This window comes from Aequorivita aurantiaca (assembly GCF_030410135.1).
Lineage (GTDB): Bacteria > Bacteroidota > Bacteroidia > Flavobacteriales > Flavobacteriaceae > Aequorivita > Aequorivita aurantiaca.
Window position 1 is genome coordinate 127,391 of record NZ_JAUGQQ010000006.1, and the last position, 24,640, is coordinate 152,030.

Here is a 24,640-nt window from a genome sequence, read left to right on the forward strand (position 1 = left end):
CATTTAAAATATTAAAAATAACAATGCTAGTATAATTGGAATAAATACTATATAGTATATATCCGCAAGTTGGCAGTAATTTAAGGCGTCCTCATTAAAATTATGTAATTATGAAAAGAATTCGTCAAGTTCTAAAAGATTTGAATGTAAGTTTAGAAAGAGCCCAAGAATTTATTTACGACACAACGGGAGAAAATTTAGGCGATGCAAATTCAAAAATTACTCAAGAAATAATCGATTTACTTACAGAAAAATTTCAGGTAGATAAATTGAAAAAAAGTGCTTCAGATAAAATAAGGGAAGAAAAAAAGTTATTATTGGAAGCAAATAGATTAGCTACAATTAAGGACATTGAGAATGCCAGAAATGGATATAATACTACTACATTTAAATTAAATTATTTCTTTCAGAAATTCCATCTAATTAAATCAAGGTCTAACGATGAATGGATTGAAAACTCGAAAGAGGTTGTTATTGATGCTTTTGAGAAGATGATTGATATACATAAGGACAAAAGACTTCCAAAAGGTTATAAACCTGAAATGACACCATATTTAGACGAATTATTTGAAAATTATTCAATTATTAAAAAAGCTTTTCACGTCACCAAAAGTCTTAAAAGCGAGTTTTCAGATAGAACAAATAGAAGAACTGAAATTGAAAACGAAAATTTTACTTGGGGTGGTTTAAGTGGCGAAGAAGCATATATTGGATATTGGAATACAGAATGATAATTTATGGATATAAATTTTAAAGAAATATTTTCCTATTTGGAGACCCAAAATGTTTTTTCAACTTCAATAATTGAATGGTGGCTTTTAAAATATTCGGATTTTTATAAACAAACCTATGGCTTTGTTTATAGCCAACATCTTTTCAAAATGGACGATGGTTCAACTGTCCGACTTCCACCATTTGGAAAACCGACCGACGAAGAAAAATTTATTGATTTATATCAGGCTCTCGATACAATTTCGGAATTGCACAGAAACGAAAAGTATTTTGACCTACAAATGGTCGAATATCATAAAATCAAAGATTCTCAATCTGACTTAAAAAATTGGGTTGCGGCAAACGAAAATTTTGGTTCTGAAAAATATGTTTGTTTTTTGATTGATTACTTGGACTATGATGAGAATAATAAAGAAGAACATTTAAAAATATTTCTTCTTGAATCAACTGACCTTGAAATTTATATTGACCGACAAGATTTTAAGAATACAATAGACTTTCTCGAAACCTTTAACGAACTTTATTGGGTTCAAGAAATTTTACCTGAAAACCTGAACAAAACGAAAATAGAAATGTAGGAAAAAAACTACTGCCAACAATGGCTATAAGTAATTGCTTGTTCTCGTCTATTTCTGAAAATCCTGGCGGATTTTCAGTTTGGTGTGTACTTGCAAAGTTTCGTGTTAACCCACGCAACTACTCCTAGCCGAGACCGTTAGCTAAAATCACAAAACAAAAATCCCGCTAACTCGAGGGTCCCACTCATGATTCTCAAACCAAATTGCCATTCCCCAATTAAAAACTATATTTGATATTGCCGCCAATTAAAAAGTTCATCCATAAAGCTTTCAATGCTGTGCGGGTTTAAAAACTAACCAAAACCTATTAATCTATGTTCTTCGCTAAAGGAAAATCAAAACTTCAAAAAACAAACTATTGCTATCTTTTAATTGGAGTGCTGTTAGCAACCCAAAGCTGTAAATCGCCAAGTGAGCAAACTTCCTCACAAGCAGATTTACCTGCGGAAGAAACATATACCGTAATTATCGCGGGGGTAAAGGTTGGGCATTTAAACGTTAGCCGTTCTGGCGATACGGTTGTTACCGATTACGACTATAAAGACAATGGCAGAGGCCCAACGATTAAGGAAACCATTGTGCTCAATAACAAAGGTTTCCCCGTGCAATGGGATATTGCCGGCAATACTACTTTTGGCAACGACATAAAAGAAAGTTATAAACTGGATGGGCAGCAAGCAACTTGGACGGATGCCACGGGAGAAGGTTCGGCAAAAATGGAGCGGCCTTCCTTTTATGTAAATCAATCCGGCAGCCCGTATTCCTTGCTTATGCAGGCTCGCGTGTTGCTGAATTCAAAAGATATGAGTGTTGAAGCGTTGCCAGCGGGGCGGTTACAGCTTGCGGAATTGGAGGCCCTTACAGCAACTTCAGACGCTGGCCCAGTGAATTTGAAAAGCTATGCTTTATCTGGATTGGATCTAAACCCTTCCTATTTTGTTTTGGATGAAAAGAAGCAGTTTTTTGCGCTAATCACGCCGCGGGTTGTCATCATTCGCTCCGGTTTTGAGAACGAGGAAAAGGCAATGCGCCTGCTTGCGGAAAAATATTCGGCAGAGCGATATGAAGATTTGCAAAAGAAATTTGCGCATAAATACAACAAGAATATCCGCATTCGCAATGTGAAAATATTCGATCCAAAAACGTTGGCGCTGACCGATTTAGCTTCGGTATTGATAAGCGACGATAAGATAGTAAGCATTGATGCGGCTGACGTGACTGCTGGCGAAAATGAAATGAAAATAGATGGCGCTGGCGGAACTTTGGTGGCGGGACTTTATGATATGCACGGACATATGGGCGCGAATTCTGCGCTTTTGAATGTTGCCGCTGGAGTTACTTCGGTGCGCGATATGGGCAATAACAATGATGTGTTGGACAGTCTTATCCACAAAATAGAATCGGGCGTTCTTGCCGGGCCACGCATTACCCGATTGGGTTTTATTGAAGGGAAAAGTCCGTTTAACAGTAACAATGGAATACTTGTAACGAGCGAGGAAGAAGCACTTGCGGCAGTTCAAACTTATGCCGATATGGGATTTCACGGAGTAAAACTGTACAATAGTATGACCGGGGCCTGGGCTCCCGCAATCGTTAAAAAAGCTCACGGATTGAATATGACCGTTATGGGTCACGTTCCTGCTTTTTCCAATGCGGACGATATGCTTATGGCTGGTTTTGACGAAATGACCCACATCAATCAAACGATGTTGGGATGGGTTTTGGAGCCAGGGGAAGACACCCGAACTTTATTGCGATTAACGGCATTACAGCGTTTGCCTGAATTGGATTTAAACAGCGCACCAGTTCAAAAAACCTTGGATTTAATGGTGAAAAATAAAGTAGCAATGGACCCAACCTTGGCAATCCACGAGTTGTTATTGCTTTCGCGGAACGGGGAAACGCAGGCAGGAGTTTTGGATTACATCGAAAATATGCCCCCCAGCGAACAGCGCGATGCAAAAATGGCCATGGCGAGCATCGCAAATGAAACCGAAGATAAAGCCTACCGGGGCGCGTATAATAAAATTGTGGAAGCCTTAAAAATGATGACGGAACGCGGCATTTTAATTGTGCCCGGCACCGATTTGGGCGGCGCACTTACGCTACACAGGGAATTGGAACTTTACCAACAATTGGGATACACCCCAGCGGAATTATTAAAATTGGGCAGCTATGATATGGCGCAATATCTTGGGCAAAAGGACCGAGGTACTATTGAAGTAGGAATGCTTGCCGATTTCTTTTTAGTTCCAGGCGATCCAACGAAAGATTTAAAGGCAATCAAAAAGATTTCAATAGTTTCCCGCGGCGGGGTTATTTATTTTCCGAGTGAAATATATCCTGAGTTTGGGATTAAGCCATTTATGGAAAAGCCTGGGGTTAAAGAGAAATAAATAGTATTTTAAACTTAGTAAAAAGCTAAAAAATGAAACTTTACACTTCACTTCCGAAAGGACTAAAACCTTTTTACGATATAGAGCTCGAAAATTACCGAAAGGAATTCTCTAGCGGAAATTTAAAAAAGGCTTGGAATCATTTGGAAAGAGCGCATATACTCGGTCAAAATTATCCATACGCCCACACCTTTGTGCATTGGAAAATGTTGCAATTTGGGTTTAAGATTAAAAGTGGAAAGGAAATCCTCGGACAAATTCCGCGCTTGATTTTTGGTGGTATTAAATCCTTTGTTGGGAAAATTCCTGTCGGCAATCCTGGCGGCGCCAATGTTCCCCCTTTAAAATCCTTTCCGATAGAAAAAGAGTTGCAAGATATTTTTAAAAAAGCGGGAGTTAGGGCTAACCAAGTTTGAGACCTACCAAGTAAAACATAACTGCTATTTTAAAATCTAAATCATTTGTTGCTTATCAAAATACCTTTTAAGCATCGGGATCTGCACGCAAAGCATCAACGCCAACAACAAAAAGGCATACACGGTAATTTTTGAAACCGTGAAAGCGGAAACTTCTTTAGAAATAGGGTTGTTTTCCATAAAATCTAACGATAGGGCTGGCAAGTTTAAGGGTGCAGGTTGAAGCAAAAACCAAAGATATGCAGTGATGCCAAAAATGCCTACTCCAATAGCAACCCAAATATATTTTGGAATTAATGGACGGTAAACTATCGCTGAGGTGCGATGCGATGCGATTAATGCTGCCATTACATTATCTGTAAACTGGAGGGAAGGCTTTTCCAATGTTGACTTTTGCATCGCTTTTGCAATCAACTGTTCCAATTCCTTAGTTTCGTGCTCTTTCATAGCTTTGAATTATTTCGGGTTCCAACTTTTGTTTTAGAATGGTTGCAAGTCTTTTTCTGGCTCGGTGAATGTTCACCTTTACAGTATTGGGGGCAATATCCACAATTTTTGAAATCTCTTCCAAAGATAATTCATCAAAATAGAATAGCGTTAGCAAAAAACTATCCTTGCCCGATAATTGGTGCAAACAGCTCTGTATGGTTTGTTGCTGCTCTGCGGTTTCCAAAGCTTCCAAAGCATTTTCAACACTTTTAAGTTGGTTTGCTCCAAAACTATCTTCTATGGAAACTTCAACATAGCGGTTTTTGCACTTTTTCAATCTGTCCAAACAGCTGTTATAACCTACTTTATAGATCCAAGTGGACAGTTTGGATTCGCCCTTAAATTTCGGCAAGGCCTTGAAAATCTTTATAAAGGTGTCCTGCGAAACTTCCTCTGCCTCTTCGCGGTTTTTCAGCATTCGTATGGCCAGCGTAAACACCAAATCCTTATACCGGTCAATCAGCAAGGCAAATGCTTGGTGGTTTCCCCCAATTATTTCTTGGATGAGGTGCTTTTCCTGGTCAGTGGTCATTTGATGATTGGACGACGGATAGTACAGGTAGGTTACATCTTCCTCAAAAATAAATATTTGGAGCATGGTGTAACCTAAAAAGAAAAGCCGTCGTCATACCCTATGAACGCATTAAAAAAAATCAATCAATCACTTTAAAAACGAACAATCATGGGAGCAGAATTTATTGTTATGCCGCTATTAATCGCAGCCGTCTTCGGAATCTTTTACCTTCATTATTCCACCCGTAATAAAGAGCGAATGGCCCTTATTGAGAAAGGAGCCGATGCCAGTATTTTTGTAAAGGGAAAAATGCGCACCGCCCCAATATGGAAAATACTCATTTTAAACTTGGCACTTATTTTAATTGGAATAGGGGTGGGCATTTTTATCGCATCATTATTACACTACAATATGGGCGTGGAAGAAGATGTAGCTTATCCCGGAACCATTTTCTTAATGTCAGGTATAGCCTTATTCGTTGGCTTTAATATGACCAAAAATTTAGACAATGATTAGGTAGATCCGTTGCTATCGCTACTTAATGTTGGTAAGCGTATCCTTGAAAAATGATGCGCTTTACCTTTTTAAAACCAACCCCTAATTTTCAAGGGTGAACCACCAAAAATGAATATTAATAAGCTATCACGAATTATGAAAACAATAAAACACTCAACCCAACTTAGAGTAATTGCATTCTCTTTTATCTTTTTGTTGAGCACAATTGCTGCCATTTCACAAAACAAAACAAAGCAAATTGACGCGCTTTTGAATAAATATGCCGAATACGGTCAGTTTAATGGCTCCGCTCTCATCGTCCAGCAGGAAAAGGTAATCTATAAAAACGGTTTGGGTATGGCAAATATGGAGTGGGATATGCCCAACGCGCCCGATACCAAACATCGCTTGGGAAGTATAACAAAACAATTCACCGCCATGCTTATTATGCAATTGGTGGCTGAAGGAAAACTGGATTTGCAGGCCCCGATTTCCAACTATTTGCCGGATTATTCCAAAGTTAATGGCGGCAAAATCAACATCCATCAATTATTGACACATACTTCGGGAACGCCTAATTATACTTCCTTTCCCAACTATTTCGATGAAATGAGCCGCAATCCCTATACCCCGACCGAAATGCTGAAAATATTTGCAGATTCAACCCTAAACTTTATTCCCGGTCAGCGGTTTGAGTATAGCAATTCCGGGTATGTGCTATTGGGCGCAATTGTTGAAAAAATTTCGGGAAAGACTTATGAACAGGTTTTGCAGGAGAGAATCTTTAATCCATTGAACATGACCAACACAGGTTTCGACCACCACGGCAGCATCCTTAAAAAACGCGCTTCAGGTTATGAAATGAAAGCAGGCAAGCTGGAAAATTCGCCCTATCTCGATATGTCCACTCCCTATTCCGCCGGTTCGCTATATTCCACTGTGGAAGATCTTTTTATTTGGGATCAGGCCCTGTACACACAGAAATTGCTTCCCAAGAAATATATGGAAATGATATTTACCAAACACATTCCGGATGGGGATGAATTTTACGGCTATGGCTGGAACATTGCCAAACTTCCTGCGGGAAACACCACAGATAGTATTCCGGTTTTCATTCACGGCGGCGGCATAAATGGTTTCAATACCGTTATTGTCCGTTTTCCCGAAGACAAATCCACAATTATTTTGCTGAACAATACCGGCAGGGGGCCTTTATATAAAATAGCGGTCGCCATCAACGGAATTTTGCGCGGCACTACTTACGAACAACCAAAACAATCATTGGCTACCACCGTTTATTCCGAAATTATTGAAAAGGACTTAAAGTCGGGCCTAGCTTTTTATGAAAAGAATAAAGACTCAAATCAATTTTTTCTCAGTGAAAACGAAATGAATCGTAGCGGTTATAATCTCCTGCAAGCGGGAAAAATAACAGAGGCGGAAGCAATTTTCAAACTAAACACTGAAGCATTTCCAAAATCGTATAATGTGTACGATAGTTATGGGGAGGCCTTAATGGCACAGGGAAAAACGGAAATGGCGATTGCCAATTATAAAAAATCAATTGAATTGAATCCAGCCAACCAACACGGCATCGATATGCTGAAAAAATTGGGCGTGGCACCGGCAGAAATGGTAAAGGATGCAATTGTTCCGGAAGCTATTTTGGCAAGCTATACGGGCAATTATGAATTGAAACCCGGCTTCGTACTTACTGTTTCCCTAAACGGTAACCAGTTAACCGCGCAAGCTACCGGCCAACCTCCATTTGAGATATTTCCCAAATCGGACACAGAGTTTTATGTGAAAGTGGTGCCCGCACAAATAACTTTTAATAAAAACAAATCCGGAGTCGTGGAAAGTCTGACCCTCTTTCAAGGGGGACAAGAGATTGTCGGGAAAAGAATTTAAATTATCCAAACCTTGAAATTCTTGAATTTATTTTATAATTGACTCCGAATCACTACCTTAGTGCATACTGGACAGAGCATTATGAAATCCTTACAACTGTATTTTTCAGTATTAATTTTAAGTAGCCTGACGCTTTTTAGTAGTTGTCAGGCTACACTCGCACCAGCCTACGACCAAGCTATTGTCGAAAAAGTCACCGCAAGCAGCGATCTGGCAATGCGGTTTTTTGCTGAAGTTGACGGCGGGACATCCAATGAAAATTTTGCGGATCGCGAACCTATTTATAATATATTGATCGGCTCGTTTGAATCATTAAAACTACAGGCAAAGGCCCGTCCGGTGCCGGATAATGTGGCGATCGATAAAATAAACGCACTACTGCAAGCAAAAGGAAACAGTGCCGTAACGGGGGAATATCCCAGCGCTTTCGCCTTTGACCAAATAGCCGCCACCTTCAAAAAAATGAAGGAAACAGATAGGGAAAGAGGAATAAAACCGCTGGCTCTAGAAGCTTTTAAAGGCCAAGTCGAGATTTATCTGGACCAAGCAATAACATATGAAAGTTTTTTAAAACGATAGAATTATCGCTGAAGATGTAACATCAATAGTGAAAGGCATAAAGGATATTGCTTCGGGTATCTTGGAAAAGGACATTGCCGTTGTCCGTGGCTTTAGCGAACGGCAGGTGGAGGCCATTGCCAAACAAACGGTCATCATTCAAAAGGGAATAGCCAATGGCGATATTGATGAGGATTTGCGAGAGTTTTTTCTCGATGGTCTAGAAGCCATGGCTCTGAATTTTGTAAATACCCTAAAAGGCATTATGATGGTTACTCTCGAAAAACTGTGGAATGCCTTGGTCAATTTTCTGTATAAAGCTGTTGGGGTAGTGGTTTAAAAAAACATCCTCTAAATTTTGTTATGCAAGGTCAGGGCACCGGTTTCAATTTACCAACCTGAATTAACAACTCCCAAATCCTCGGTTCCCCAATTATAATTTCGTAATTTTACCGCTTCATTTTTTTCATTAAAATTCAAACATGACTAATATAATTCTCTTTGGCCCTCCCGGAGCGGGAAAAGGTACGCAAGCTAATTTTTTAAAGGAAAAATATAATTTGGTCCACATTTCCACCGGCGATGTTTTTCGATACAATATCAAAAATGAAACAGATTTGGGTAATCTCGCCAAATCATTCATGGCAAAGGGAAAATTGGTTCCAGATGAAATAACCATCGATATGCTGAGCAATGAGGTGGACAAAAATCCAAACGCCAACGGATTTATTTTTGATGGTTTTCCGCGTACCGAGGCACAGGCAGAAGCGCTCGGGCATTTAATGGACGACAAGGATACGCAAATTGATGCAATGGTTGCCCTGGAAGTTGATGATGAAATATTGGTGAAGCGACTTTTAAAAAGAGGTGAAACCAGTGGAAGACCAGACGACGCCGATGAAAACATAATCAGAAATCGCATAAAGGTGTATTATGACGAAACCGCAATCCTGAAAGGCTATTACGAAAAAAAGAATAAATATTACGGCGTCAACGGCGTCGGGAGTATTGAGGAGATTACGGAGCGTTTGAGTGAAGTGATTGATTCTTTGTAAATTGTTTATCGTTTAATTGTTGAACTACTTGAAAGTCTTTCCCGAAGGTTAAATTTGATCAATGAGGATGCGTATCAAAAAATTCGTGAACATATTTCAATGATTTCAAATAAAATCAATGCCTTAAGAAATGCGCAATTAAAGAAGTAAACCAACCAATTTAACAATTCAACATTTACACAATTCAACAAACAAATAATGACTGAAGGCAATTTTGTAGATTACGTAAAAGTACACGTCACTTCCGGCAAAGGCGGGCAGGGCAGCAAACATATGCGGCGGGAAAAATATATTCCCAAGGGCGGTCCCGATGGCGGCGATGGTGGCCGAGGTGGGCACGTTATTATTAAGGCCAACAAAAACCTTTGGACGCTTTATCATTTAAAATTCAAAAGACATTTCAAGGCCGAACACGGTGAGCACGGCAGCAAGCAAACAAGTACGGGCGCTGATGGTGCCGATGTGTATATTGAAGTGCCGTTAGGCACAGTGGTCCGCGATAAGGAAACCGAGGAAATCCTATTTGAACTTACCGAAGATGGCGAGGAGCAAATTATAGCCAAAGGCGGCCGCGGCGGATTGGGAAATGCCCATTTCAAAACTGCGACAAACCAAACTCCTCGTTATTCGCAACCGGGAGAGGAAGGGATTGAGGCCGATATTATTCTCGAACTGAAAATTCTTGCCGATGTAGGTTTGGTAGGATTTCCGAATGCCGGTAAATCTACACTGCTTTCCGTAATTACCGCAGCAAAACCCAAGATTGCCAATTATGAATTCACCACTCTGAAACCAAACTTGGGCATTGTGAATTACCGCGATTATAAAACTTTTGTAGTTGCGGACATTCCCGGAATTATAGAAGGTGCCGCAGAAGGGAAAGGAATTGGGCACCGTTTTCTTCGCCATATTGAACGAAACTCTACTTTATTATTTTTAGTACCCGCCGATGCGCCGGATATTAAAGAACAGTACGATATTTTGGTGGATGAATTGCGTCGGTACAATCCACAGCTTTTGGACAAGGAACGTTTGGTGGCCATCAGTAAAAGCGATATGCTAGACGACGAGTTAAAGGCTGAAATGAAAAAGATTCTCGACAAGCAATTTAAGGGGATTCCGTATTTGTTTATTTCTTCTGTAGCGCAACAAGGGTTGACGGAATTGAAGGATAAACTTTGGGCGATTTTGAATTAGTTATTGGTTGCCGCTTGGCAGTTGTATGTTATACATTTAAAAACTTTCAATTAATTTTTGTATGTCGTTTTTTTTCTATTCTTACAGTTATTAATAAAGATGTTATGAAAAAAGGATTACTCCTAGTATTGCTATTTGTTTCCTTTGTTGGCTCTGGGCAGTGTCCAACGGATGATTTTTATATAGCTACACAAAGTGAAATTGATGCGTTTGCTTCAAACTACCCCAATTGTACCAATTTGACATACTCTTTGAATATACGCGGTAATGATATTGTTAACCTGCAAGGTCTATCACAAATAGAAGATGTGGGGGGAGGTTTAATAATAGATCTCACTAATATTGAGAATTTGCAGGGCCTGGAAAATATTCACAATTTGAGTAGCAGCCTTATAATAACTTCAAATTATGCTTTGGAAAGTTTTGACGGTCTTCAAAACCTAGAAACTATTGCTGGTCAGTTTGCAGTAGCTTTCAATAGTCAAATAATTAATTTTACAGGTTTCGATTCACTAAATTCGGTTGGAACCGTTTCTGCTTTTGGAATGCATATAGCTAGCAATAATAATTTAGTTTCTTTAGTAGGTCTTGAAAATCTTACCCAGATACATGGAAGTTTTCGTATAGATTGGAACGATTCTTTGGAAAGTTTAAATGGTTTGCAAAATCTGGATTCCGTTTATGGCTGGATAGGGATACGTGATAATGATGTGTTAGAAACATTAGAAGGTATAGAGAGTTTGGTATATTGTGATGAATATCTATCAATTATCGAAAATGAATCTCTTAGTTCAATTTCATCTTTGACAAATTTAGATGTATCAGATCTTATTGGTGTAATCATCGAGGATAATCCATCTCTTTCATTTTGTGCTGTAAACCCCGTTTGTGATGCAATCTTTAGTCCTAATACAGCTATTACTATTAACAATAATCTTAATGGCTGCAACTCGGAAGCCGAAGTGGAATCCCAATGCCAACTATCCATAACGGAAGAAGATTTCACCAAAAACCTCTCCGTATTTCCAAACCCGGTCTCCTCAATCCTAAACATTGAAACGTCAAACACCATTTCCTTTGAAAGAGCAACCGTTTATTCAACACTAGGCAGACTAATTCTTCAAACTTCAGAAAAGCAAATCAACCTTGAATCCCTTTCCGCAGGCATCTATTTTGTGGAAGTGGTTACTGATAAAGGCACTGTTACGAAGAAAATTGTAAAACAATAAACGGTTTCTTCTGCAACAACAAAATAACATGTCGCAGTTCGCAATGTTGTGGTCCCATTTCCTTTAAAAAATATTTCGCATTCTTTTTTCAACAAATCCTGAATTTCTAATTAAGTGATAATTAGCAAATCAGCCCTTCTATTTATAGCTTGAAAATTTTCTTCACCTCAATATTTAGGCTTTCCAATACATAAATTTTGTCGTTCACATCATTTCAAAAAAAATAACTCGATGCCTCATTTAATTTAGTGGTTGTAAAAAAGCCTGATCAGCATTTTCGCCAATTTAAAATGAAGTCATTAATCTTTAAAATTTTGAGTTATGAAAACAGTAGTAATTTCCTTGACATTAAGTTTGACGGTAGCGGTACTCAGTGCCCAAGAAGTAACAGTTTTGGATGAAACCAGATTGTATTACGCACCCCTAAATTCCACAGTTTCGCAAGAGGGCGACAGTTATGTTTATAAAATAAAGGAAAGCGAGAACAGACAGTTTGCAAAAGATCCCATTGGATTTATGAATGCAAACTTCGATATCAAAAACTTTATAAATTCCACCGATAAGAAGTATCACAGCTACTTAGTAACCTTTGTAAGTGAGCACGGTACCCTGGAAGCCGATTTTGATCGGGATGGTGATTTGGTGGAGACCCGGCAACAATTTAAAAATGTAGTATTGCCAGCTTACATCCGCAATGATGTTTACAGCACCTATCAAGGCTGGACGCTGGTTAAAACCAAGTACAATGCCCGAACCAAAGGAAATACGGTTGCAAATGGCACCTACAAGATTCAACTGGAAAAGGACAAGGAACGGCAGAATCTGAAAATCGCAGCACGTAGTACTGACGTGGGGGTAGCATTTGAATGAATAACCAAAAATATCGCGACTACAAGAAAACCGTCAGAAACTTAAACAGCTGATGGTTTTTTTATAGTTCCGCCGGCCATTTATTTCAAAGTTTATCAAGACAGTGGAAATCATTTTTAAATATCTTTACGAATCAAAATCTTCATTTTCACACACCAATTAAATATTCAATTATGATTAAAGCACTCGTGATAGATGATGAAGAGCTGGCCCGAAAAAGGGTGTGCTATCTCCTGGCCCAAATGCCCGACGTGGAAATATTGGGGGAATGTTCCAACGGTAGAAACGCCATTTCCGATATTGACGAAAAACGTCCCGATCTCATTTTTTTGGATATCAATATGAAAGATATGAATGGATTTGAGGTGTTGCAAAGAATTACATTATCGCCAAAACCCATCGTTATTTTCGTCACGGCTTATGATAATTATGCTCTTAAGGCTTTTGATGTAGATGCTTTCGATTTTCTTTTGAAACCATTTAAGGACGACCGCTTTTTCAAAACAATGGAGAAAGTGCGGAAGATTTCTTCCAAAGAAGCAGATGAAAATTTTGAGAACCGAATTATCGAGCTTTTTAATTTGTATAAAAGCAAATCGCAAAAGGCGGCGTCACTGGAAAAACTTGCCGTAAAGCAAGGAAACAGAACCATTCTGTTAAACCCGGCCGATATTATGTATATAACCGCCTCGGGCAGTTATTCCGAGATATTTGTTGCAGATAAAAAATATGTACTTCGCGAGTCGTTGAACAAACTCTGTGAAGCATTGGACAGTAATAAATTTATCAGAATCCACCGGTCTACCATCGTGAATTTACCGCACGTTAAGGAACTTATACATTCGGAATTTTCCGAAATAGATGCGCGCATGGGCGATAATAAACTGTTGCACATCAGCAAATCCTACAAAAAGGATTTCTTGGAAAAAATAGGGATATGAAAAATAAATTCAACATAAAAAGGAAATACATAGACTTAAAGTTAGTATTGCTTTTAGCAGGGTTTTACGCGCTGTTTGATTTGGTCTTGATGGCAAAAACAGCCTATATGCTAGCTTTTGGAAGGCAGCGAATGTCTAGTTTTTCCTGGTCGCAATTTCTTGTGGACAACTTGCTTTTTGATTATATAATCGTGGTAAGTTTTATGACCCTTATCGCCATTAGCACCAAAAGGTTTCTTCGGAAAAACTATTCTTGGACCAAAATCATCTCCATCCACATTTTATTTTCGTTGTTGATTGGAATAGTAATTCGGCTCGTGGTGGACCTTTATGACATTATGATTGGCAAGGCAACCTTCACCGAATATGACTTTGAAAAGAGCCTCTATGGTTTTATGTATGTTATAGATCTTAACTTCCTTATTTATTTCGCAATGGTATTTATTATTTATACCTACTATTATGTAAAGGAAGTAAAGAAGGCGGAAAAGAAACAAGGCAAGCTGGAGGCCCAACTGGTAAATACACGAATGAAGATGCTGTCTTCGCAATTGCAGCCACACTTTTTGTTCAACACTTTAAATTCCATAGCGGTACTAACAGATATCGATGCCAAAAAAGCAAAAGACACCATTGCCGATCTCAGTGATTTTTTACGGGAAATTCTATACGATAATGACAGTAACCGAATTCCGTTGGAAAAGGAATTGCGCATTTTGGAATTCTATCTCAATATCATAAAAATCAGGTTTTCGGACCATCTTAGAATCGCTAAGGAAATAGATTATTCCCTGCAATCAAAATTGGTCCCTGCACTCCTGCTGCAGCCAATACTCGAAAACTCCATAAAACATGGCTATGACTTTAACCATACTGATTTGGAGATTCACGTTAAAATTTATGCCGAAGGAAAAACCTTAATTATAAAAGTCGAAAATAACGGCGCTCCTGCTACCGTCTCACACGGTCTGCTTTTAAAACGCGGAATGGGATTGTCAAATATTAATGACCGTTTGGGAAATCTATACGGGAACGATTATTTTTTCGAAGTGAGAAATAAAGCCAATGGAAAGGGTGTAGAAACGATGATAAAAATACCTATCGAAAATTGAAACAATCCTTAAAACCACAGTTTAATCAATCCATTTTCCCTTGTTTCGTCCTTCAACTTTAACCTTTTCTAAAATCCATGTTGTGTGATTTTACGTATTTTTAAGGAAAAGAAAAGCGTGATGAAAATTATAACCCTTCTTATAATTTCCCTGTTTTTGGCATCCTGTGGCGCTACCGTTACTGTAGATTATGACAAGAATGCGGACTTTACAATCTATAATTCCTATAATTTTTTTCCAACTATAGATTCCGGCCTAAACCAATTGGACAACGCACGAATTATACAAATTACCGATAGTATAATGCAGCAGCGCGGATTCGTTAAAAATGAAAGCCCGCAGCTTTTTATAAATTTTTATGCCCGTGAGCACATCACTCCATCACAAAGTACCCTCGGTTTTGGTGTAGGTAGCGGCGGCGGAAATGTTGGGGTAGGCGTTAGCGGGGGCATTCCGGTGGGTGGCAATGTCCTAAACCAACGATTGACTTTCGATTTTATTGATGCCAAAAAAGATGCCCTGATATGGCAAGCCGTGGCCGAGGGTGAAATGAAAGAGCGCGCCACACCTCAACAGAAGGAGGCTTATTATATTTCAGTTATTGAAAAAATTCTGTCCCAATATCCACCGAAAAATAAGGAATAGTGGGCAGTAGCAGTAAGCGGTTTATTTTCTTTCTTTTTTGTCTTCTTCCGTTTGTTGCGGTTGCTCAAAACAATTATCAACAGGCCGAGACTTTTTTTAAGGAAGAAAAATTCAGCAAGGCAAAACCGATTTTTGAAAACCATTTAAAGCAATATCCAAAGGATAAAAAAACACTTGAATATTTAGGTGATATTGCGGCTTATAGCTCAAATTGGGACACTGCAATTTCTTATTACTCGCGGCTTGTAAATTTTGAAGAAACCAATGCCAATTACCATTTTAAATACGGCGGCGCAATGGGGATGAAGGCAATGTCAATCAGTAGAATTCGTGCCGTTGCTTATATTGGCGATATAAAAGACGCTCTGGAACAAGCGGCAAAATTGGATTCCAAACACATCGAAGCGCGCTGGGCATTGATTGAATTTTACATTCAGTTGCCGGGCATTTTGGGGGGAAGCGAAAGCAAGGCACTCGATTACGCCAAGGAATTGGGAACAATTTCAAAAGTGGACGGTTATCTTGCAAACGGTTATATAGCTGAATATTCCGATAGACCCAAGGATGCGGAACGTTATTACATAAAGGCAATTGAGGTAGGCGGTTCGCCCCACACGTATGAAAAACTTTCGAGTCTTTATGAAAAGAACAATCAGCCGAAGGAAGCTTTGGAAACTACTTCAAAATCATTGAAAATCCACAAGCGCAACCAACTCAATTACCAAATAGGGAAAATTTCTGCACAATATAATTTGGAGCCGCAATATGGCATTGAATGTCTCAGTGTGTATTTGGCCAATTACACGATAAAAGATGGCGTGCCAAAGGACTGGGCTTATTTCCGTTTGGCACAGATATATAAAAATCTAGGCAAAAAGGAAATCGCGCTCACATGGATTAACAAAGCCCTATTGGATCGGCCCAATTTTAATGAAGCCTTACAAGAAAAATCGCTAATTCTAGCGTTGTAATTCTAAACAATGAAATTATAATTCAGAGTTAGAAAAAGTATCTTTGCTTATAGGCAATAGGCAATAGGCAATAGGCAATAGGCGATTAGCTATAACCATATACTTTTAAACTCATAAACTTTAAAAAAAAATGAGAATTCACTTTATAGCCATAGGCGGGAGCGCGATGCACAATCTAGCATTGGCATTACACCAAAAAGGAGATACCGTAACCGGAAGCGACGATGAGGTTTTTGAACCCTCAAAAAGCAGGTTGAAAAGTAAAGGTTTATTACCCGAAAAAGAAGGTTGGTTTCCTGAAAAATTGAATTCAGAAATTGATGCCGTAATCCTTGGAATGCACGCAAAAGCCGATAATCCCGAACTTTTAAAAGCGAAGGAACTCGGCTTAAAAATCTACAGCTATCCAGAATTTCTTTATGAGCAATCCAAAACCAAAACTCGTGTGGTCATTGGCGGTTCCCATGGAAAAACGACTATAACCTCCATGATTCTTCACGTTATGAACTATAACGGAAAAAATGTTGATTATATGGTTGGCGCCCAATTGGAAGGATTTGATACGATGGTAAAAATTACCGAGACGAGTGATTTTATGGTTATTGAAGGTGACGAATATCTTTCTTCGCCAATTGATAGAAGACCGAAATTCCATCTTTACAAACCTAATATTGCTTTATTGAGTGGAATAGCTTGGGACCACATAAACGTTTTCCCAACCTATGAAAATTATGTGCAGCAGTTTGAAATATTTCTGAATGAAATAACCAATGGCGGTGCTATTATTTACAACGAAGAAGACACTGAGGTAAAACGCGTTGTGGAAGCCGCAACAAAACCCATTAAAAAATATCCTTACCAAACTCCTGAATATTCTGTTGAAAATGGCATTACGCTTTTGGAAACCCCCGAGGGGCCAATGCCTGTTGAAATTTTCGGAAAACATAATTTGAATAATCTTGAAGGCGCACGTTGGATTTGCCAATTAATGGGCGTAGATGCTGATGATTTTTACGAAGCTATTGCAACCTTTAAAGGCGCCAGCAAGCGACTTGAAAAAATAGCGGAAACAAGAACTGCGGTAGCGTTTAAGGATTATGCACATTCGCCAAGTAAGGTAAAGGCAACCACTGAAGCCGTAAAAAACCAATATCCCGATAGAAAACTTATTGCCTGTTTGGAGCTGCACACTTATAGCAGTCTGAATCCAGAATTTTTAAAAGAATACAAAGGCACGCTCGAAGCCGCAGACAGTGCAGTAGTTTTCTACTCTCCACATGCGGTGATGATAAAACAACTTGAAGAAATAAAAGGTGAACAAATTGAAGAGGCGTTTGAGCGACATGATTTAGTGGTTTTCACCAATCCCGCGGATTTTAAAACCTATCTTTTTTCGCAGGATTATGATAATACTTGTTTGCTATTAATGAGCAGCGGAAATTATGGAGGTTTGGATTTTGGGGAGGTGAAGGGGTATTTGAAATAAATTAATGGTTTAGTGCGTTACATAAAAACAACACTAAACCAATAACTATGAAATTTACCCTATCAATTCTACTTTTATTCTCTGTTTTATTTATTTCCTGTAACAATGATGACGATGCTCCACAAGAAGAGCAAGAACTTTCCGAACCAAATTTTTATGCTTTAACAGTTGGTAATTCTTGGCGTTATGAATATTTCCGAAGAATTAATCGAACTGATCAATTTGAAAGTTCGAACGCTTTTGATGATGTTTCTATTATTGGAACAACTGAAGTAAATGGCAATATTTATTTCCTTTTTGAAACTACTACAACGGGAAATGATAATACCAATGTTTTTGTTCCTGATAATGGAACTGTGGTAACCAAACTAAGGGATTCTGCGGGATATTTAATTGATGAAAATGGCTTAAAATATTTTTCATATTCAAATTTAAATCAAGAATATTTAATTAGAGACGCTCCTGCCGAAGCAAAAATATATGGAGTATTGGCTAATATTGATACAAATGTGCAAGTAGGGGCTGGAAATTTTGTGTGTTCAGTTAATGAACATTTTGCCAAATTTGAAGATGGAAGTGTATCACTAGGAAGAGATTTCTATTCATATTCAGAAGATATTGGACAGATAAAATCAACTTGTTCATTTGTCTCAGATTCTTTGCCCTTTGCTGAAAGAAGGTTGGTTTCCTATACTATTGCCGAATAATTTTATTCATATATCATATTAATAAATCCCGAAACATCCTTTCGGGATTTTTTTATTAATTCCTGTTTCGCATTCTCAAAATCCTGAGGAATCTTATCCTGTGAAAGTTTAAACTTCCCTTCCCAATTAGTGATTTCAATCTCAAAAGCTTGAATGTAATTTATCAATCGCTCCATTCGCGTATCGTCTTTTTTCAGTTCAAATTTTTGTGCTTCACCTTCCAAAAACTCGGTCATATCAACCATTGTTTGTTTTGCTGCTTCCGGATCATTTATGAGTTTTACTTTTCCGGTGATGTGAACGATAATATAATTCCATGTTGGTAAGTGGGGAGTTGTATAAACACTTGGGGAAATATAAGTGTCCGGCCCTTTAAAAACTAAAGTAACTTCATCACCATCAATCAGGGTTTCCATTTGCGGATTGCTTCGGTCAATATGCGCGACCAATTTTTTGCTTGTTTCGTTGTAAATAATTGGAATATGCGTTACAAACGGTTTTCCATCTTTTGCTGACAATAGCATTCCCAACGGAAAATGCTTGATTACTGAAATCATTTTTACAATTTCGTGCGATTGATGGTGTGGTGGTGGATACATTTTGATTTTAAATTGTCGATATACGACTCTTGATTGCTTAATCTACGAATATATTATAGAATATATCAAAGATGGCTGAGTGATTCCGATATTTCATCGGGATTGTATCGAAGCCAATAGTTTTAAGCTTTGGAAGTGAGTGATTTTATAAAAACAAAACCAAATCCCAAAAAAAGCATCAAGTGAAACGGGAACAGTCCGAAATCGCCACCTTGGTCACCCACTATAAATGCGCTGTACATACCGAAGGCAAAATAGAGCATCAAAATTCCTTCAAAAATAACATTGGGAGAAATGTTTTTGGTGAGATATTTATTGCCTTTCCAGCCTTCCTTTAAACTACCGATATTGAATTTTGGGGTACGAATAAATTCACTCTTTTTCCCGAAATGACCTTCCAATACGGCAATAGAATTGTGCAATGAAAAACCCATCGCTACCGAAAAGAAGGTAAAAAACATCGCTGAATATTTCAAAAAATGTTTAAAACCGCCACCATAAACAGCTTTATAAGTAAACCAATAACATATAAAAAATATGAGCGTACTTAAAACGAAAAAGCTCATCACATAAAAATAAACCTTCAAATGCTCATATTCATTTTTGATGTAAAGCATTGGAATGCTTAATATGGCCACTACCAAAATGTTCAAAAACATCGTGCTGTTCAGCAAATGCAAAAAGCTGTGTATTTTGGTTTTGAAAGAAATATCGCGACTTTTAAGAACGCGCAACGCCATTTTTTGAAAATTCTCCGCACCGCCTTTATTCCATCGAAATTGTTGAGAACGTGCCGCACTGATAACGACAGGAAGTTCCGCGGGAGTTTCCACCGCTTCCAAATATTTGAATTTCCAGTTTTTTAATTGGGCCCGATAACTCAGATCCAAATCTTCGGTTAGGGTATCACCTTCCCAATTCCCGGCATCGATTATACACTCTTTTCGCCAAACGCCTGCCGTGCCATTGAAATTTATGAAATGTCCCATACTGTTTCTGCCCACTTGTTCGAGAGTAAAATGCGCATCGAGCGCAAAAGCCTGAACTCGCGTAAGTATGGAATAGTCTCGGTTTAAATGCCCCCAGCGGGTTTGTACAACCCCAATATTTATATCCTTAAAATAAGGAATGGTACTTCTCAACCAATTTTTCTTCGGAAGAAAATCTGCATCAAAAATTGCGATATATTCGCCCTTTGCCGTTTTCAGGCCTTCCTTTAACGCACCAGCTTTAAAACCATCACGGTTTTTTCGGGCAATATGCTGAATGTCTAAACCTGTTTTTTGCAGTTCAAAAATATGATTCGCCGTTTCGCTGAAAGATTCGTCAGTGCTGTCGTCCAGCACTTGTATTTCCAATTTATCTTTTGGATAATCAATCTCGGCAATATTATCCAACAGGCGCTTCATAACATACAGTTCGTTATAAACGGGAAGCTGGATGGTTACGAAGGGAATTTCTTCAGAATTTGAAAAATCAAAAATGGGTGCCGATTTATGGTTTTTTCGAGCTCGCAGATAGTTGAAAAGCAAGTTCAACTGTGCCAAAGCGTACATAAAAATGAGGAGCAGGGCAATGGAGTAAATTACAATGATTATTGATTCAAGAATCATTTTTTGAAACTGTATTTAAAGATCCACGTCAGGATTTTTACGCCCGCAAATATAGCACCTTTTACGGTACCCGATACCTTTGAAATACCTATGCGGTTTCTATAATTTACTGCCACTTCTGTATATGAATATTTTTTTTTCAACACCTTTAGTTGCATTTCAACCGTCCATCCATAGGTTTTATCTTCCATATTTAAATCGAGCAATTTCTCATATTTTATGGCGCGAAATGGTCCCAAATCTGTAAATTTTGAATTGAAAAAAAGCTTCATCAATTTGGTTGCCAAAGAATTGCCGAAGCGTTGGGGAAAGGTCATAGCACCGGTTTCCCGCAATTCCTTCACTCGCGAACCCACTACAAAATCTATGTTTTCGTTAAGAATGGGCGCAATTATTTTTGTCAATTCCGAAGGATAATCGCTATAATCGCCGTCAAGAAACACTACAATAGCCGGTCGCTGTGCCGAGTCGAGATGTGAAATATATTCCATTCCTTTTAAACAGGCGTTTCCATAGCCCGGCTTCGGCTGAAATAAAACTGTGGCACCGGCTTGTTTGGCGACAGTCGCAGTGGTGTCTGTAGAATTATTGTTCACGACAATTATTTCCGAAACTACATCGGGAATATCGGCAATTACTTTCCCAATGGACGCTTCTTCATTATAGGCGGGGATGATTACTTTAATATTTTCAGACATTAAAATCGGGCGAATTAAGAACTGCGAATTTCAACAAAATAAACTTTAAATTGTAACTCTTTAAGAATCAAAAAAACAAAAGTTACCGTGGAAAACTTCTGGCTGCATTTGGGGAATTTGCTGTTTATCGTCTTTCATACGGGACTTATATTCTTTAATTTATTCGGCTGGGTTTATAGGAAGACCCAAAAATTACATCTTTTCACCCTGTCAATTACTCTTTTTTCGTGGGTAATTTTGGGGATTTGGAAAGGGTTTGGGTATTGCTTTCTCACCGATTGGCATTACGAAATCTTGCGCCAATTGGGAAAAACCGACCTGCCCAATAGCTACATATCCTATTTATCGGAAACGTTTACGGGGTGGCGGCCGGAAGCACAATTGGTTGAAGTATTGACCTTGGTTTTCACACTATTGGCTTTGCTTATTTCTGTTTGGGTGAATTTTTTTAAAAGAAAACAATAATTCCGCACCCGGGAAAAATAAGCAATCAGCATTTTGTTATTCATTCACATAATTCATCAAGTCCACATCATTTCCCAAGAGAATTTCGTTGGAATCGATTCGTTTTTGTAGCGGACCGTTTTCAAGTTTTAAAACCCCGCGCGGACAAACTGCCGAACAAATGCCACAACCCACACAGCTGGCTCGCACAATATTCTCACCCTTTTGCGCATAGGCGCGCACATCAATTCCCATTTCGCAATAAGTGGAACAATTGCCGCAACTAATGCACTGGCCGCCATTGGTGGTAATTCTAAAACGCGAAAAAAGCCGTTGCTGAAACCCAAGTATGGCAGCCATTGGACAGCCAAAACGGCACCAAACACGACTTCCAAAAATTGGGTAAAATCCAACTCCGATTACTCCACTAAAAACTGCGCCAATTAAAAAACCATAGCTTTGTCGAAGAGTTTCCGCATTAAAAAGAAATAGTTTCGTTGCCGCAAAATAGTGCAAGCCTATCAATGACATTATAATTACAAAATAACCAATGGCCGCCAATTGGGCATCTTTCTGTAATGCCTCTCTTTTAAAAATAAATGTACCGGAAAAAACTAGGGTCAGAATTACCGCCACGCAGATTAGAAACACATCTTTTGTCAACCAATATTTTGAACTATCGTCCCCCAAATAGCTATGTACTACTGCGGTGGTCATTAAAACCACAAACACCAGGACACTGTGCACTACCCAGCGTTCAACTTTCCAGGCTATCAATCTTTTATCGGATAAATGTCGAAAAGGGTCGCCAGCAGTTTCTGCCAGTCCACCACAGCCGCACACCCAAGAGCAGTACCAACGTTTTCCATATTTGTAGGTTAATATGGGTGTTATTATTAAAATGGATACAACTCCAAAAATCAATAGTGCCACCCCAATATCTCCTGCCGAAATGAACTGATCTACGCGGTACTGTTCAAAATTATAATAATTGAGTGGCCAAATATTTTTTAAATCGTAATAGGGTAGTGAAAGGCTGTCATTATTCAGTCGGAACATAAGTTCAGGAATCAAAAAGGCAAAACCCAGCTGAAAAAACATTACTGAATAAGTTCGAAGTTTTTCATACTTATTATGGCAGTATTTCAATATGAATTTTATGCCGAAGGCTAGAATGGCCAGCGTATAAAGTGTTCCGTAAACAAACCATTGGCTCGCGGGACCGCCATTTAAAAATCTACTCAGTGGGTCAAAGAGTGCAACAAGGTCCGTGTTATCGCCATTGTTCCCCAAGCCCAAATACTGCGGAAACCAATATAGCAACACATAGAATAACGTAAGCGAAATGCCGAGAATCCACGCCCAAAAGCCTTTAGATGTGAGCGATTTAAAATAAACCCCATCATTTTTAATGCCTTCGTGTTTGTGCGCGTAGGCCGCGATGGAAAACCACACCGTTCCTGCGCCAATCGCCACCAATGAGGCGGTAAGCCAAAGGGATTTATTCGGAAAATTTACATTTAACAATGCCAATAAAAGCAGGGCCAAACCAAATAGCCCGATGGCAGATGCGAGCTTTTGTTGCGTATTTATGGTTTTTGGCGGCTCGCCCGTAAGCGACATGTTTCTTTGAATTGTACTCATAGCCTAAGCGTTTTCGAATTGATGGATAAATTGGTTTTGAATTTCCGATTCATATTTTTTATAAAACTCGGGGTCAAAATTGGCTTGTTTTAAATTCTGAATTACGAAATCCGCGCTTCTTTTTTCATTTAACCATCGGTCAAAAACCTCGTGCCTCATCCGTATTCCGAAGGTGTTAATGCCAAGAAATTGATTGTTTTCTTTATGATATGAAATTGTAACGCAGCGTAGGTCTTTTGTGCATTCCCAATGGAATTGCGCTTCATATTCTTTTCTTTTTTTATCCGAAAAAACCCAGCCGTAGGTTTGGTATTCAATATCAAAAAACTTGGCGCTGTTAAACCAATTTCCCGGATTGTATTCGAAAGGATTGCCGCAGATTGTTTGCGCTACCGTTTCGCCCATCATTCTACCGGTGTACCAAACCGCTTCCACTGGCGGCCGTTGGCCAATGGGTTCCCGTTGCTGCGCGCAGTCGCCTATGGCATATACATTTTCAACATTTGTTTCGAGGTGTCGATTAACCAAAATGCCTTTTCCGGTTTCAATTTTTGACTTTTCCAAAAAGGAAATTTGAGGTGTAACCCCGGTGGTAATACCCACGACACAACAGGGAATTTCTTCACCGGCTTTTGTTATTACCGCTTTCACGTTGCCGTGGGCATCACCCACAATTTTTTCGAGTTCTGTAGTAAGGCGTAAATCCACCCCGTGGGAAATTATGTGTTGGGAAATCATTTCCGCTTCGGGTTTTGGAAGTACGGCTGCCCAGAAAGCGGGTTCGCGAACCAGCATAGTTACTTCAATATCGCGGGTGCGCAGCATTTCGGCCATTTCTACACCTATTAAACCTCCGCCCACAATTACGGCACGCGGACATTCTTTGTTGTTTGGCGCATTTTTTTCCAGCTTTTCCAAATCCTGTTTGGTTACCAAGCCTTGCACGCCATTTAATTCCTGTCCTTCCCAACCAAAAGTGTTGGTTACAGAACCAGTTGCAATTATCAATTTGTTATAATTGATGCTGCCACCGTCTTTAAAATGAAGGGTTTTATTGCGTGTATCCACGGTTTCAACATAGGCTTTTATGAGTTCAATTCGGTTCTTTTTCCAAAAACTGGCTTCGTAGGGTTCAATATCGCGCCATCTCATATGCCCCATATAAACGTACATTAATGCTGTTCGGGAGAAAAAATGATCTGCTTCGGCTGAAATTATGGTTATCTTTTTATCGGAACGTTTTCGAATGTGGCGCGCGGCCGTAACTCCGGCAATTCCGTTTCCTATAATTACGACGTGCTCCATACTTTTCCGAGTTGAATTTTTTCAGTGGTTTATAA

At 38.9% G+C, this 24,640-nt stretch carries 26 protein-coding genes; 19 read left to right on the forward strand and 7 right to left on the reverse strand.

What is annotated here, in order from left to right; translation table 11 throughout:
• Nucleotides 1-110 precede the first annotated feature (110 nt).
• From QRD02_RS10440 to QRD02_RS10455, 4 genes are all read left to right on the forward strand, one after another.
• On the forward strand, nucleotides 111-731 hold the full coding sequence (locus QRD02_RS10440) for a hypothetical protein (protein WP_290254890.1): 621 nt from the start codon (nucleotides 111-113) through the stop codon (nucleotides 729-731).
• A 6-nt stretch (nucleotides 732-737) separates the two neighbouring features.
• A complete protein-coding gene (locus QRD02_RS10445) occupies nucleotides 738-1,310 on the forward strand; it encodes a hypothetical protein (RefSeq protein WP_290254891.1) in 573 nt (190 codons plus the stop codon).
• A gap of 314 nt (nucleotides 1,311-1,624) precedes the next feature.
• On the forward strand, nucleotides 1,625-3,706 hold the full coding sequence (locus QRD02_RS10450) for an amidohydrolase family protein (protein WP_290254892.1): 2,082 nt from the start codon (nucleotides 1,625-1,627) through the stop codon (nucleotides 3,704-3,706).
• A gap of 32 nt (nucleotides 3,707-3,738) precedes the next feature.
• Complete coding sequence (locus tag QRD02_RS10455; RefSeq protein WP_290254893.1) at nucleotides 3,739-4,122, forward strand: DUF3703 domain-containing protein; 384 nt, start codon at nucleotides 3,739-3,741, stop codon at nucleotides 4,120-4,122.
• A gap of 36 nt (nucleotides 4,123-4,158) precedes the next feature.
• On the opposite strand, the gene QRD02_RS10460 is transcribed toward QRD02_RS10455, so the two are convergent.
• Complete coding sequence (locus QRD02_RS10460; protein WP_290254894.1) at nucleotides 4,159-4,569, reverse strand: hypothetical protein; 411 nt, start codon at nucleotides 4,567-4,569, stop codon at nucleotides 4,159-4,161.
• Nucleotides 4,550-5,209 carry an RNA polymerase sigma factor gene (locus QRD02_RS10465; RefSeq protein WP_290254895.1) on the reverse strand — a complete coding sequence of 220 codons (660 nt, stop codon included), beginning with the start codon at nucleotides 5,207-5,209 and terminating at the stop codon, nucleotides 4,550-4,552. The genes QRD02_RS10460 and QRD02_RS10465 overlap by 20 nt, the downstream gene beginning before the upstream one ends.
• An 84-nt stretch (nucleotides 5,210-5,293) precedes the next feature.
• Between QRD02_RS10465 and QRD02_RS10470 the strand changes: the two genes are divergently transcribed.
• The 14 genes from QRD02_RS10470 to QRD02_RS10535 all read left to right on the forward strand — a co-directional run bounded on the left by QRD02_RS10470 (nucleotide 5,294) and on the right by QRD02_RS10535 (nucleotide 18,302).
• Nucleotides 5,294-5,641 carry a DUF6249 domain-containing protein gene (locus QRD02_RS10470; protein WP_290254896.1) on the forward strand — a complete coding sequence of 116 codons (348 nt, stop codon included), beginning with the start codon at nucleotides 5,294-5,296 and terminating at the stop codon, nucleotides 5,639-5,641.
• A 135-nt stretch (nucleotides 5,642-5,776) separates the two neighbouring features.
• The gene (locus QRD02_RS10475) at nucleotides 5,777-7,531 is read left to right on the forward strand and encodes a serine hydrolase (protein WP_290254897.1); all 1,755 of its coding nucleotides are present in this window, start codon (nucleotides 5,777-5,779) and stop codon (nucleotides 7,529-7,531) included.
• Between the two features lie 81 nt (nucleotides 7,532-7,612).
• Nucleotides 7,613-8,110, forward strand: a complete 498-nt coding sequence (locus QRD02_RS10480; protein ID WP_290254898.1) for a hypothetical protein — start codon at nucleotides 7,613-7,615, stop codon at nucleotides 8,108-8,110.
• 28 nt (nucleotides 8,111-8,138) lie between these two features.
• Nucleotides 8,139-8,429 (forward strand): hypothetical protein, encoded by a 291-nt coding sequence (locus tag QRD02_RS10485; protein WP_290254899.1) that lies wholly within the window; start codon nucleotides 8,139-8,141, stop codon nucleotides 8,427-8,429.
• A gap of 142 nt (nucleotides 8,430-8,571) precedes the next feature.
• A complete protein-coding gene (locus tag QRD02_RS10490) occupies nucleotides 8,572-9,144 on the forward strand; it encodes an adenylate kinase (protein ID WP_290254900.1) in 573 nt (190 codons plus the stop codon).
• A 198-nt stretch (nucleotides 9,145-9,342) separates the two neighbouring features.
• Nucleotides 9,343-10,341, forward strand: a complete 999-nt coding sequence (gene obgE / locus QRD02_RS10495) for a GTPase ObgE (RefSeq protein ID WP_290254901.1) — start codon at nucleotides 9,343-9,345, stop codon at nucleotides 10,339-10,341.
• The gene (locus QRD02_RS10500; RefSeq protein WP_290254902.1) at nucleotides 10,323-11,570 is read left to right on the forward strand and encodes a T9SS type A sorting domain-containing protein; all 1,248 of its coding nucleotides are present in this window, start codon (nucleotides 10,323-10,325) and stop codon (nucleotides 11,568-11,570) included. Before obgE ends, QRD02_RS10500 begins: the two co-directional genes overlap by 19 nt.
• 321 nt (nucleotides 11,571-11,891) lie before the next feature.
• On the forward strand, nucleotides 11,892-12,440 hold the full coding sequence (locus tag QRD02_RS10505) for a hypothetical protein (protein ID WP_290254903.1): 549 nt from the start codon (nucleotides 11,892-11,894) through the stop codon (nucleotides 12,438-12,440).
• A gap of 173 nt (nucleotides 12,441-12,613) precedes the next feature.
• Complete coding sequence (locus QRD02_RS10510) at nucleotides 12,614-13,381, forward strand: LytR/AlgR family response regulator transcription factor (RefSeq protein ID WP_290254904.1); 768 nt, start codon at nucleotides 12,614-12,616, stop codon at nucleotides 13,379-13,381.
• Nucleotides 13,378-14,493, forward strand: a complete 1,116-nt coding sequence (locus QRD02_RS10515; RefSeq protein WP_290254905.1) for a sensor histidine kinase — start codon at nucleotides 13,378-13,380, stop codon at nucleotides 14,491-14,493. Before QRD02_RS10510 ends, QRD02_RS10515 begins: the two co-directional genes overlap by 4 nt.
• Before the next feature lie 84 nt (nucleotides 14,494-14,577).
• Complete coding sequence (locus QRD02_RS10520; protein WP_290254906.1) at nucleotides 14,578-15,138, forward strand: DUF4136 domain-containing protein; 561 nt, start codon at nucleotides 14,578-14,580, stop codon at nucleotides 15,136-15,138.
• Nucleotides 15,138-16,109, forward strand: coding sequence for a tetratricopeptide repeat protein (locus QRD02_RS10525; RefSeq protein ID WP_290254907.1), 972 nt, complete (start codon nucleotides 15,138-15,140; stop codon nucleotides 16,107-16,109). The genes QRD02_RS10520 and QRD02_RS10525 overlap by 1 nt, the downstream gene beginning before the upstream one ends.
• Nucleotides 16,110-16,239: 130 nt before the next feature.
• On the forward strand, nucleotides 16,240-17,595 hold the full coding sequence (locus QRD02_RS10530; protein WP_290254908.1) for a UDP-N-acetylmuramate--L-alanine ligase: 1,356 nt from the start codon (nucleotides 16,240-16,242) through the stop codon (nucleotides 17,593-17,595).
• Nucleotides 17,596-17,642: 47 nt separating this feature from the next.
• Nucleotides 17,643-18,302, forward strand: a complete 660-nt coding sequence (locus QRD02_RS10535) for a hypothetical protein (RefSeq protein WP_290254909.1) — start codon at nucleotides 17,643-17,645, stop codon at nucleotides 18,300-18,302.
• 2 nt (nucleotides 18,303-18,304) lie between these two features.
• Here QRD02_RS10535 and QRD02_RS10540 read toward each other — a convergent pair whose 3' ends face one another.
• From QRD02_RS10540 to QRD02_RS10550, 3 genes are all read right to left on the reverse strand, one after another.
• Entirely contained in the window at nucleotides 18,305-18,901 is a 597-nt protein-coding gene (locus QRD02_RS10540; RefSeq protein WP_290254910.1) for an FMN-binding negative transcriptional regulator, read from the reverse strand.
• Between the two features lie 122 nt (nucleotides 18,902-19,023).
• Nucleotides 19,024-20,514, reverse strand: a complete 1,491-nt coding sequence (locus QRD02_RS10545; RefSeq protein ID WP_290254911.1) for a cellulose synthase family protein — start codon at nucleotides 20,512-20,514, stop codon at nucleotides 19,024-19,026.
• Nucleotides 20,511-21,212 (reverse strand): glycosyltransferase family 2 protein, encoded by a 702-nt coding sequence (locus tag QRD02_RS10550; protein WP_290254912.1) that lies wholly within the window; start codon nucleotides 21,210-21,212, stop codon nucleotides 20,511-20,513. The genes QRD02_RS10545 and QRD02_RS10550 overlap by 4 nt, the downstream gene beginning before the upstream one ends.
• Before the next feature lie 87 nt (nucleotides 21,213-21,299).
• Here QRD02_RS10550 and QRD02_RS10555 point away from each other — a divergent pair, with 87 nt between their 5' ends.
• Nucleotides 21,300-21,677 (forward strand): DUF2784 family protein, encoded by a 378-nt coding sequence (locus tag QRD02_RS10555; protein WP_290254913.1) that lies wholly within the window; start codon nucleotides 21,300-21,302, stop codon nucleotides 21,675-21,677.
• Between the two features lie 36 nt (nucleotides 21,678-21,713).
• Here the strand turns inward: QRD02_RS10555 and QRD02_RS10560 are convergent, their stop codons facing one another.
• Nucleotides 21,714-23,300, reverse strand: coding sequence for a 4Fe-4S binding protein (locus QRD02_RS10560; RefSeq protein ID WP_290254914.1), 1,587 nt, complete (start codon nucleotides 23,298-23,300; stop codon nucleotides 21,714-21,716).
• 3 nt (nucleotides 23,301-23,303) lie between these two features.
• Complete coding sequence (locus QRD02_RS10565) at nucleotides 23,304-24,605, reverse strand: NAD(P)/FAD-dependent oxidoreductase (RefSeq protein ID WP_290254915.1); 1,302 nt, start codon at nucleotides 24,603-24,605, stop codon at nucleotides 23,304-23,306.
• Nucleotides 24,606-24,640 lie beyond the last annotated feature (35 nt).

Coding starts and splice junctions, on each gene's coding strand:
- QRD02_RS10475 (WP_290254897.1), top strand. CDS start 5,777: ATGAAAACAATAAAACACTCAACCCAACTTAGAGTAATTGCATTCTCT.
- QRD02_RS10530 (WP_290254908.1), top strand. CDS start 16,240: ATGAGAATTCACTTTATAGCCATAGGCGGGAGCGCGATGCACAATCTA.
- QRD02_RS10550 (WP_290254912.1), bottom strand. CDS start 21,212: ATGTCTGAAAATATTAAAGTAATCATCCCCGCCTATAATGAAGAAGCG.
- QRD02_RS10565 (WP_290254915.1), bottom strand. CDS start 24,605: ATGGAGCACGTCGTAATTATAGGAAACGGAATTGCCGGAGTTACGGCC.
- QRD02_RS10460 (WP_290254894.1), bottom strand. CDS start 4,569: ATGAAAGAGCACGAAACTAAGGAATTGGAACAGTTGATTGCAAAAGCG.
- QRD02_RS10560 (WP_290254914.1), bottom strand. CDS start 23,300: ATGAGTACAATTCAAAGAAACATGTCGCTTACGGGCGAGCCGCCAAAA.
- QRD02_RS10545 (WP_290254911.1), bottom strand. CDS start 20,514: ATGATTCTTGAATCAATAATCATTGTAATTTACTCCATTGCCCTGCTC.
- QRD02_RS10535 (WP_290254909.1), top strand. CDS start 17,643: ATGAAATTTACCCTATCAATTCTACTTTTATTCTCTGTTTTATTTATT.
- QRD02_RS10440 (WP_290254890.1), top strand. CDS start 111: ATGAAAAGAATTCGTCAAGTTCTAAAAGATTTGAATGTAAGTTTAGAA.
- QRD02_RS10515 (WP_290254905.1), top strand. CDS start 13,378: ATGAAAAATAAATTCAACATAAAAAGGAAATACATAGACTTAAAGTTA.
- QRD02_RS10470 (WP_290254896.1), top strand. CDS start 5,294: ATGGGAGCAGAATTTATTGTTATGCCGCTATTAATCGCAGCCGTCTTC.
- QRD02_RS10445 (WP_290254891.1), top strand. CDS start 738: ATGGATATAAATTTTAAAGAAATATTTTCCTATTTGGAGACCCAAAAT.
- QRD02_RS10540 (WP_290254910.1), bottom strand. CDS start 18,901: ATGTATCCACCACCACACCATCAATCGCACGAAATTGTAAAAATGATT.
- QRD02_RS10455 (WP_290254893.1), top strand. CDS start 3,739: ATGAAACTTTACACTTCACTTCCGAAAGGACTAAAACCTTTTTACGAT.
- QRD02_RS10505 (WP_290254903.1), top strand. CDS start 11,892: ATGAAAACAGTAGTAATTTCCTTGACATTAAGTTTGACGGTAGCGGTA.
- QRD02_RS10480 (WP_290254898.1), top strand. CDS start 7,613: ATGAAATCCTTACAACTGTATTTTTCAGTATTAATTTTAAGTAGCCTG.
- obgE (WP_290254901.1), top strand. CDS start 9,343: ATGACTGAAGGCAATTTTGTAGATTACGTAAAAGTACACGTCACTTCC.
- QRD02_RS10490 (WP_290254900.1), top strand. CDS start 8,572: ATGACTAATATAATTCTCTTTGGCCCTCCCGGAGCGGGAAAAGGTACG.
- QRD02_RS10450 (WP_290254892.1), top strand. CDS start 1,625: ATGTTCTTCGCTAAAGGAAAATCAAAACTTCAAAAAACAAACTATTGC.
- QRD02_RS10510 (WP_290254904.1), top strand. CDS start 12,614: ATGATTAAAGCACTCGTGATAGATGATGAAGAGCTGGCCCGAAAAAGG.
- QRD02_RS10465 (WP_290254895.1), bottom strand. CDS start 5,209: ATGCTCCAAATATTTATTTTTGAGGAAGATGTAACCTACCTGTACTAT.